This window comes from Mesorhizobium sp. M7A.F.Ca.ET.027.02.1.1, assembly GCF_004022985.1.
GTDB lineage: Bacteria > Pseudomonadota > Alphaproteobacteria > Rhizobiales > Rhizobiaceae > Mesorhizobium.
Genome location: NZ_RZOL01000263.1, coordinates 1 through 8539, shown reverse-complemented (window position 1 = coordinate 8539; position 8539 = coordinate 1). Strand labels below are relative to the sequence as shown.

Sequence of the window (8539 nt, the reverse complement as noted above, 5' to 3'; positions counted from 1 at the left end):
GGCGGCAGCGCTGCCCCTCACCTGCCTGCCGGCATCCTCTCCCCGTGAACGGGGCGAGGGGCACTCCTATCGGCGGTTTCGCCAATCACCGACGTTGCGAGAAGGGCGTCGGCGTTGCGGTCAGCTTCTTTCGCCCCGTTTACGGGGAGAAATGCCCGGCAGGGCAATGAGGGGCGGCGCCGACTTTGCAGAAGAGAGTGGTACTGCTCCCGGAACCGCTACCGCCTAGACAATATGCTCGGCCCGCAGCGCCGCTTTCATCTTTTCCAGCGCTGCTTCGCCACCCGCCGCCAATTCGCCGGCAATCCTGGCCAGCTTATCGTCGGCCTTGCGGTGCTTGCTGCCCCAGGCGCCGAGCGTCGCCAGCACCGGCAAGAGGTCAATACCTGCCTCGGTCAGCCGGTAGACCGTTCTCAAGCCATGCGTCGGGTCATCGCTTCTGGTGAGGATGCCTTCCTCCTGAAGCGTTTGCAGCCGCTCGGCCAGCGTGCGCGAGGAGATGCCTTCGTCGGATTGCAGGAATTCGCGAAAGTGCCTTTTGCCGGCGAAGGCCATGTCGCGGATGATGAGCAGCGTCCAGCGGTCGCCGATCAGTTCGAGCGACAGGTTGATCGGGCAGCCGGATTTTTCGCGCGTCGACATCTACGGTTCCATTTTTAAATCACTTTACTATTGACATCGTTTTGGCCTTGCGTCAATGGTTGCAAATGTAAACTGTTTTGCGATGGCCGTGGGGAGAATGACGGTGAAAAAGCTGGTCCTGCAGATGCAGACGTCGGTCGACGGCTTTGTCGGCGCCAATGAGGACCATCCCTGGCAGCTCTGGGAATGGGGCGACGACAGCGCCTGGGACGACGCGCTGAAGCAGGACTTCAACGCCGTTTTCGCAGGCGTCGATACCATCCTGCTCAGCCGCAAGATGGCACAGGAGGGCTATCTCACCCATTGGGGCAATGCGGCGAGGAAATTTCCGCGCGATCCGTTCTACGCCTTTGCGCAGCGCATCGTCGACGCCCGCAAGGTGGTGCTCAGCAACAAGCTCAAGCAATCGGCCTGGGAGCCGGCTTGGGAGCGCACCAGTGTGGCCAGCGGCGACCTGCCGCGCGAGGTCAACGCGCTGAAGACGGGCGAGGGTGGCGACATTGCCGTGTTCGGCGGCGCCGGTTTCGCGTCAGCGCTGATCGCGGCCGGGCTGGTCGACGAGTTCCAGCTGTTCGTCAACCCGGCGGTGCTGGGGGCGGGCCGCCGGATTTTTGATCAGGGCGGTTTTAGGAACCTGCGGCTGCTCGGCTCGAAGGCCTATGCCTGCGGCATGGTGGTCAGCCGTTATGCACCGGCGGGGTGAGGGGAACCTCCATCTTCTCCCTGCTCACTTCGCATCGTGGAAAATAATCCCTACCGTGTGGCGCATGCCTGAGCGCAGCCGGCTGACGCCGTGGCGCAGATTGACGCGGTAGTTGCCTTTGGTGCCCTGCACCGGCCGGTTGTGGACGGCGAACACAACGGCGTCGCCCTGCCGCAGCGGCACCACTTCGACTCGGCTCTGCATGCGCGGGCGCTGCTCGGTCAGCGCGAACTCGCCGCCTGTGAAATCCCGGCCCGGTTCGGAGAGCAGGATCGCCACCTGCATCGGAAAGGCGAGATCGCCATAGAGATCCTGGTGCAGGCAGTTGAAGTCGCCAGGCACATATTGCAGCAGCAGCGGCGTCGGCCGTGTCTGGCCGGCGGCATGGCACTGCTCGAGAAACGCGGCATGCGTCGTGGGATAGCGCATGGCCTGCCCCATGCGCTCGTTCCACCGATTGGCGACCTCGGCCAGCCTGGGATAGAGCGCGCTGCGCAGGCCACCCAGGAGGTCGGGCAAGGGATAGCGGAAATAGCGGTACTCGCCCTTGCCGAAGCCGTGCCTGGCCATATGGATGTGGCTCCGGAAATGCTTCTCCTCGGGATAGAGGTCGGCGATCTGTCGGCACTCTTCGGGCGACAGCAGCTTTTCAAACACCGCGCAGCCGAAGCCGTCCAGTTCGGCGGCAAGGGCGGGCCAGTCGTAATCAGCAACACGTGTCTGAGCAGCTTCAACCGCCGATGCGGCAACCTTGGCATGGGCATTCATATCGTAGCCTCCTTGTAGAGCAGGGCGCGCTTGCGCTCGACGCCCCAGCGGTAGCCCGACAGCGTGCCGGCGGCGCGGACAACACGGTGACAGGGAATGCCCAGCGCAATCGCGTTGGCCGCACAGGCGGTCGCCACGGCGCGGGCGCCGTTCGGCTGGCCGAGACGCCGGGCGAGCGCGGTGTAGGTGATGGTGGCGCCGCACGGGATGCTGCGCAGCACGGCCCAAACACGCTGCTGGAATGGCGTGCCGTGGCGCAGGTCGAGCGGCAGGTCGAGGCCGACGCCAGGCATTTCGATGAAGCGCGCGATTGCGGCGAGATCGTCGCGCAAAGCGGCCTCGTCTTCGACCAGTACCTTGCCGGGGAAGCGGTTGGCGAGATCCTGCTCCAGTGTGTCAGCATCCGAGCTGATCAGGATGGCGCAGACGCCGATCTGGCTGCGCGCTGCCAGGACGTCGCCGATTGCGGATTCACCGATGGCGTAGCTTATGGTGTCGAAGGCATTGGGGACGCTCGCCGGTGGCGCCATTTGGGTTTGCATGAGGTTCATTGCGTTTACTCCTTTGTCTGTGCGCGAACCCTAGCTGTGCGCCGGTCGGTGCTCACTCCGATGCTTGCTTTCAAACTCAAATCGCCCGCGTACGGGGGTGAAGGACGCCCAGGGTAAGCGCTCTACGGCGCCCCCTCTGTCCTGCCGGACATCTCCCCCACGGGTGGGGAGATTGGCTGTCATCACCGCCTTCGCCAATCTCCAACGTTGCAGGACGAGAGCCGGCGCCGGAACTGCCAATCTCCCTCCTTGTGGGGGAGATGTCCGGCAGGACAGAGGGGGGCGCCGTAGAGCGCTGATTTTGATCATTCGCACTTCGGCCAAGCATGCTCATGCCACACGTGTGACCGACATCTCGCTAAGCACAAACACCTCACCGCTCAGCAGCCGCAGCTCGATCTCGCCGGTTGCGGTGTGGTTCCACTCAGCCCTACCCTCATCGACCAGCCCGCCGATGGCGGCCATGACCTGGGATTTCGCCTCTTCGGCGCGATTGCCGGCGGCGGTGGTGCGGGCGGTCCCATCGGTGACGCTGTCATGAGGTCTTGCCATCGCGCGCATGCTTGGCCGTCATCTCCGCGCGGATCGGTAAGCGCTGCCGGGTGCGTTCGACCCGTCCGCCTCGCGGTCGAGCAGTGCGCGTTTGCGCTCAGCGCCCCAGGCGTAGCCGGACAGGGCGCCATCCCTGCGGATCACGCGGTGGCAGGGAATGGCGACGGCAAGACTGTTGGCGGCGCAGGCGGCGGCGATGGCGCGGGTTGCCTTCGGCGCGCCGATGCGCTGCGCGATCTCGGTATAGGAAACCGTGCGGCCGACGGGGATGTCTTGTAAAGCCTGCCAGACACGCTGCTGGAAGGCGGTGCCGCGCACGTCGAGCGGCAAATCGAGACCGAGCGCCGGAACCTCGACGAAACCGACGACGCGGGCGACCAGTGCTTCGTAGTCGCTGTCGCCGCCGATCAGCCGTGCCCTGGGGAAACGATCCTGGAGGTCGCGCACCAGTGCATCAGGATCGTCGCCGAGCAGGATCGAGGCGACGCCCTTTTGACTGGACGCGACCAGGATGGCGCCGAGCGAGGTCTCGCCGACGGCGAAGCGGATCTCTTCATCGGCGCCGCCGGCGCGATAGCGCGTCGGCGTCATGCCGAGCATGCCAGTGGATTTCTCATAAAAACGTCCGCTCGAATTGAAGCCGGCATCGTAGATCGCCGTCGTGACGCTGGCGCCGTCTTCCAGGCCCTGACGAACCCTGGCGGCGCGGTGCGCGGCGGCATAGTCCTTCGGTGTCAGCCCGGTGGCCGCCTTGAAGATACGATGGAAATAACCGGCGCTGCGGCCGGCGGCATCAGCCAGCTCAGCGAGCGACGGTTCTTCCTGGCTCTGCTCGATCCTGCGGCAGGCAGCGGCGACCATCGCCGCGTTGCCGGCCTCGAGCGACGGGCCATCCGGGTCGCAGCGCCGGCACGGGCGAAAACCAGTCGCTCGTGCCTGGTCCAGGGTGTCGTGCAATTGCACATTTTTCGGATTGGCGCGCCGAGACGGGCAGGAAGGCCGGCAATAGACGCCGGTCGTTGCCACCGAATACCAGAATGCGCCGTCGGCCGACTTGTCGCGCGCAACGATACGCGCCCAGCGCGGATCGTCGGCGACTTGCAGCGGCGCGGATTTCAGATTTTTCGCCAAGGTGATGAACATGGCCGGCATTGAAGCCGTCAAAAGCCGGTCTCGCCACCCGTTTCCTGCCAAGCGCCCTCGGCCCTGCTAAGCCGCGCGCTTGGGTTCCACCGCGAACGGGCTGAGGCCGAGCCAGGTCTGCATCTTCCTGCCGATGGCCTGGTCACCAGTCAGGGCAACCCTGGCGCCGGCCTTCTCGACGGTCAGCACTCCCATCCAGATCGCCGTAATCGTGTGCAGGTCGGTCGAGACGTAGAGGTCGACATCGAAGCCCGGATCGTACCAGCACAGATCGACCTCACCGTGCTTCTCGACGATCAGCCACCACGACCGTTTGGACGCCGGGAGATCCGGATACAGGAATTGTATCACCGTGCGCCCTTCAGGCAGCGGCGAGGGGTTTAGATTGCGCCGCATGTCCCACATCAGCAACGACGGATCGAGGTTCTTCAGCGACAGCCGGGACTCGACCCATTTCTGCCCCCAGAAGCCCATTGCCTCGACGACCGGGCGCAAATCCCGGCCGGCTTCCGTCAGCCGATATTCGAAGATTCCTTTTTCGCCCGGCACTTCCTTGCGCTCGACGATCCCGGCGATCTCAAGTTCCTTCAGCCGTTGCGACAGAAGGGTCGGCGACATTTTGGGAACGCCGCGGCGCAGGTCGTTGAAGCGGGTCGAGCCGGCCACCAGTTCACGCATCAGCACCATCGTCCAGCGGGTGCACAGCACCTCGGCGGCCATCGATAGCGGGCAGAATTGTTTGTATCCGTGCTGGCTCATGATTGGTGCCTCTCCCTCAAACCTGACCGAATATTAGGCCTTCCTGGATGAAGCGGCCAGTACGGAAACTGTACTGCCCCGGTACAGATCGCGGACTGGTTGGCGGGTGCCTTGCCATGCGAGCCCTTTGGCCGGTTGCACGGGATACCCCTGTGCACCGCAACCAGGAGACTACCATGACCGCCTACGTTATCGCAGACATCAAGATAAACGACGCGCAGTGGGTGCCGGCCTATGCCGCCTCGGTGCACGACCTCGTCCACAAACATGGCGGCAGATATCTGTCGCGCAGCGGCAATGTGAAGACCCTCGAAGGCAAGCCGCTCGATACCACGCTGATCGCGCTGATGGCGTTCCCGTCGGAAGCGGCGGCGCGCGCCTTCACCACCGACCCTGCCTACGCGCCCTTCGTGTCGGCCCGTCAGGGCGGCAGCGACAGCCGTTTCCAGATGATTGACAACACCGATCTGGCCGGAACGATCCCATATCTGCCGAAGGGATGATCCTTCCCGGTAGTCGCATCGATTTCGGGATATCCAAGCAACAACAGCCACAGCGCTTGCCTGCCGGGCCTCCGTATTTTCGGCGGCCGGCCAGCTGTGCTTTTTCAAGAAGAATGGAATGAAGATGACATCAAACTTTCGCAGCGGACTTCTTATGGCGGGGACCATGCTGGCAATCTGGACTACCCTTGCGCAGGCGCATCAGGAGCCGGCTGAAGCTGCCTCCGGCTCTAACCCGCTGGCCGACAAGGTGCGGGCTGCCAACAGCCGGTTCATCGACGTCAAGACAGCGGTATCAGAGGGCTATTCGCCTATTCCCTGTGCCAGCGGCATCACCGGCGGCGCCATGGGCATTCACTATGTCAACGGCCGGTATCTGAACGACGACAAGATCGACATCGCCCGTCCCGAAGCCGTGATGTACGAGCCGTTGGCCGATGGCGCGCTGAAGCTGGTGGCGGTCGAGTACATCACTTCGAAAGGACCGGCATCGTTGGACGGCCATTTGTTCAACTTCAACAGCGCCCCCAACCGCTATGGGCTGGGTGAATTCTACGAACTGCATGTCTGGGCCTGGAAAGGCAACCCGACAGGTACGTTCGCCGACATGAACCCGAAAGTGTCATGCGAGCACGCAATGGCGCCGAGCCAGTAAGCAATGAGGCCAGGCGGCATTGACGCCGCCTGGCCCGAACGATCGTTTTGCCTGATCGGCTCAGGCGGCCTTGATCAGACCGAGCTGGGTGAGGGCGGCGACGCCGTCATCGAGGCCGATCTCCTCGACGATCCTGCCGTCGACCACCTTCAGCACCGTGGTGCCGGTGAAGCGCATGGTGCGGCTGGTGGCGGCCGGCAGCGAACCGGCGAGGAAGTCGCCGAAGGCCGGACCGGTATGCGTGCCGCCGCCCTCCCACTGGCCGACGACATAGTCGCCTTCGGCAATCAGGTCGGCGGTGGCCCAGAAGTTGAGGTCCGGGAAGGCGGCGCGGAAGCCGCTCATGAAGGCCTTGATGTCGTCGCGGCCGCGGCGCGGCTCGTGCAGCGAGTATTTCAGCAGCATGTCGGGTGCCGCGATGTCGTCGACGACGGACAGGTCGCAGCTTTCACCCCTGAAGTCGGTGAACCATCTGACGACGACGGCCTTGTTGTCTTCTTGCTTGGTCATTGGGAGGTCCTCTTGTCTGTGCAACGTGATCATCGGCGCCGCCGATGATCCGGGATCATCGGATTGGCGATGACCTGGAGCCATGACTAGGAACATCCGGCCGATGCGAAACTCCGGTTCTTGCCGGCCAATCGAAGAGCAGAGGCGGCAGGTGAGGAGCCAACAAAGCAGCCCGCCATCGCCGCGGTAACTGTTTCTTCTCTGGTTTTGCCGCAGATTGCCCTGCGGTGGAGCAGGCGAAGCAGACGATGGCGCGTCAGGGCAAGAAAAGTCGCAATGGAACGTTCTGGGCCAAGGCCCTGGAGCGCGCCCATCTTGGTGTCTGGGACTGGGATCTTGTAACCGGCGACTGCTTCTATTCCGCGACCTGGGCGCGGATGCTGGGCTACGATGAGAGCGAACTTGCCAACACCAGCGACCTGTGGCTGCAACTGACCCATCCCGACGACCGCGAGCGGGCGCTGGCCAGCGGCGACCGCCACATTGCCGGCCTGACCGACGCCATCGAGACCGAATTGCGGCTGAAGCACAAGCAGGGACACTGGGTGTGGGTGCTCGATCGCGGCGGCGCCGTCGAGCGCGACGCGATGGGAAAGCCGCTCAGGCTGATGGGTGTGCAGACCGACATCTCCAAGCAGAAGGCGGCCGAAGCCGAACTCGAGCAGGTCAATGTGCGCTTCCGCCTGGCGCTTGCCGCCAGCGGTACCGGCATCTGGCACCACGACCTCGCCACCGGCAAAAGCTATTGGGACGAACGCACCAGGGAGATTTTCGGGCTTGTCTCCGACACCGCCGAAGTCGAGCGCGACCACTGGTTCGGCTATCTGCATCCGGATGATAAGGAGGCCGCGTCGCGCGCGCATCTGGTGCCGCTCGAAACGGACAAGGTCACCGCCGTGCAATACCGCATCGTCCGGCGCGACGGAGAGGTCCGGCACATAGAATCCCTGCTGCGTTTCATCGCCGACCCGCAAATCCCGGACCGCCGGCTGGCGGGGCAGATCCTGGGCACGGTGCGCGACATCACCGAAGACAAGCAGCGCGAGCAGGAGCTTGCCTATGCGGCCCGCCATGACGCGCTCACCGGTCTCTTGAACCGCGCCGCGTTCGACCGGCTGCTGGCCGATCACATCGCGGCCCCGCAGTTGCTGCCGCTTTCCGTGTTCTACGTCGATCTCGACTACTTCAAGGCGCTCAACGATTTTGCCGGCCACGCGGCCGGCGACCTGGCACTGAAAAGCGTTGCCCTAGGCATTCTGGGCTGCCTTCCCCCGACGGCGCATGCCGCGCGCCTGGGCGGTGACGAGTTCGCGCTGCTGATGCCCAATTGCGATACGGCGCAGGCCGGGATGCTGGCCGACGCGGTACTTGCCGCGGTTCGCGATGCCGAACTAGGATCGACGGCCACGTCGCGCAAGCTGGCGGCCTCAATCGGCATCGCTTTCGTCGATGACGCCAACACGACGGTGGCCGACGCGCTGGCCTGCGCCGACGACGCCTGCTACGCGGCCAAGGCCGCCGGGCGGAACCGATTTGCCGTCTTCTCCACCGATACGGCATCGGGTTCGGGTGGCCTCAACGCGGCGCGCGTCGTCGCCGATACGGTCGATGCCATGGAAGACGGAAGGCTGAAGCTGTTTGGCCAGGAAATCCATCGGCTGGGCCGTCCCTGGCTGGAAAGCCGCCATGTCGAAGTGTTGGCCAGGCTCGCCGCCCGCAACGGCCGGCTGGTGCCACCCGGCGAGTTCATTCC

The 8539-nt window shown here is 64.3% G+C and carries 11 protein-coding genes; 4 read left to right on the top strand and 7 right to left on the bottom strand.

The annotated features are described in order from the left end of the window. Window positions 1-225: 225 nt before the first annotated feature. Complete coding sequence (locus EN749_RS24385) at window positions 226-642, bottom strand: helix-turn-helix domain-containing protein (RefSeq protein WP_128364125.1); 417 nt, start codon at window positions 640-642, stop codon at window positions 226-228. 103 nt (window positions 643-745) lie between these two features. On the opposite strand from EN749_RS24385, the gene EN749_RS24380 reads away from it, so the two are divergent. Further along, on the top strand, window positions 746-1345 hold the full coding sequence (locus EN749_RS24380) for a dihydrofolate reductase family protein (RefSeq protein ID WP_128364124.1): 600 nt from the start codon (window positions 746-748) through the stop codon (window positions 1343-1345). 24 nt (window positions 1346-1369) lie between these two features. Here the strand turns inward: EN749_RS24380 and EN749_RS24375 are convergent, their stop codons facing one another. The 5 genes from EN749_RS24375 to EN749_RS24350 all read right to left on the bottom strand — a co-directional run bounded on the left by EN749_RS24375 (window position 1370) and on the right by EN749_RS24350 (window position 5118). Continuing rightward, window positions 1370-2113, bottom strand: a complete 744-nt coding sequence (locus tag EN749_RS24375; protein ID WP_128364123.1) for a 2OG-Fe(II) oxygenase — start codon at window positions 2111-2113, stop codon at window positions 1370-1372. After that, complete coding sequence (locus EN749_RS24370) at window positions 2110-2664, bottom strand: methylated-DNA--[protein]-cysteine S-methyltransferase (protein WP_127396728.1); 555 nt, start codon at window positions 2662-2664, stop codon at window positions 2110-2112. Before EN749_RS24370 ends, EN749_RS24375 begins: the two co-directional genes overlap by 4 nt. Window positions 2665-2994: 330 nt before the next feature. After that, window positions 2995-3216, bottom strand: coding sequence for a hypothetical protein (locus EN749_RS24360; protein WP_245482700.1), 222 nt, complete (start codon window positions 3214-3216; stop codon window positions 2995-2997). 18 nt (window positions 3217-3234) lie between these two features. Continuing rightward, entirely contained in the window at window positions 3235-4359 is a 1125-nt protein-coding gene (gene ada / locus EN749_RS24355) for a bifunctional DNA-binding transcriptional regulator/O6-methylguanine-DNA methyltransferase Ada (RefSeq protein WP_128364127.1), read from the bottom strand. Between the two features lie 66 nt (window positions 4360-4425). Further along, window positions 4426-5118: a helix-turn-helix domain-containing protein gene (locus EN749_RS24350; protein ID WP_127396730.1), complete on the bottom strand. Its 693-nt coding sequence runs from the start codon at window positions 5116-5118 to the stop codon at window positions 4426-4428. 176 nt (window positions 5119-5294) lie between these two features. Here EN749_RS24350 and EN749_RS24345 point away from each other — a divergent pair, with 176 nt between their 5' ends. Then, complete coding sequence (locus EN749_RS24345; RefSeq protein ID WP_127809835.1) at window positions 5295-5621, top strand: DUF1330 domain-containing protein; 327 nt, start codon at window positions 5295-5297, stop codon at window positions 5619-5621. A 118-nt stretch (window positions 5622-5739) separates the two neighbouring features. Continuing rightward, a complete protein-coding gene (locus tag EN749_RS24340) occupies window positions 5740-6276 on the top strand; it encodes a hypothetical protein (RefSeq protein ID WP_189367682.1) in 537 nt (178 codons plus the stop codon). Window positions 6277-6336: 60 nt separating this feature from the next. Here the strand turns inward: EN749_RS24340 and EN749_RS24335 are convergent, their stop codons facing one another. Beyond that, on the bottom strand, window positions 6337-6786 hold the full coding sequence (locus EN749_RS24335) for an ester cyclase (RefSeq protein ID WP_128364122.1): 450 nt from the start codon (window positions 6784-6786) through the stop codon (window positions 6337-6339). 248 nt (window positions 6787-7034) lie between these two features. Here EN749_RS24335 and EN749_RS24330 point away from each other — a divergent pair. Further along, window positions 7035-8539, top strand: a 1505-nt coding sequence (locus EN749_RS24330; protein ID WP_128364121.1) for a diguanylate cyclase, incomplete at its 3' end; no start/stop codon positions are given.

What these genes read in the sequence shown, in the direction of transcription:
- EN749_RS24385 (WP_128364125.1), bottom strand. Translation starts at nt 642, where the DNA reads ATGTCGACGCGCGAAAAATCCGGCTGCCCGATCAACCTGTCGCTCGAA.
- EN749_RS24375 (WP_128364123.1), bottom strand. Translation starts at nt 2,113, where the DNA reads ATGAATGCCCATGCCAAGGTTGCCGCATCGGCGGTTGAAGCTGCTCAG.
- EN749_RS24370 (WP_127396728.1), bottom strand. Translation starts at nt 2,664, where the DNA reads ATGAACCTCATGCAAACCCAAATGGCGCCACCGGCGAGCGTCCCCAAT.
- EN749_RS24360 (WP_245482700.1), bottom strand. Translation starts at nt 3,216, where the DNA reads ATGGCAAGACCTCATGACAGCGTCACCGATGGGACCGCCCGCACCACC.
- ada (WP_128364127.1), bottom strand. Translation starts at nt 4,359, where the DNA reads ATGTTCATCACCTTGGCGAAAAATCTGAAATCCGCGCCGCTGCAAGTC.
- EN749_RS24350 (WP_127396730.1), bottom strand. Translation starts at nt 5,118, where the DNA reads ATGAGCCAGCACGGATACAAACAATTCTGCCCGCTATCGATGGCCGCC.
- EN749_RS24345 (WP_127809835.1), top strand. Translation starts at nt 5,295, where the DNA reads ATGACCGCCTACGTTATCGCAGACATCAAGATAAACGACGCGCAGTGG.
- EN749_RS24340 (WP_189367682.1), top strand. Translation starts at nt 5,740, where the DNA reads ATGAAGATGACATCAAACTTTCGCAGCGGACTTCTTATGGCGGGGACC.
- EN749_RS24335 (WP_128364122.1), bottom strand. Translation starts at nt 6,786, where the DNA reads ATGACCAAGCAAGAAGACAACAAGGCCGTCGTCGTCAGATGGTTCACC.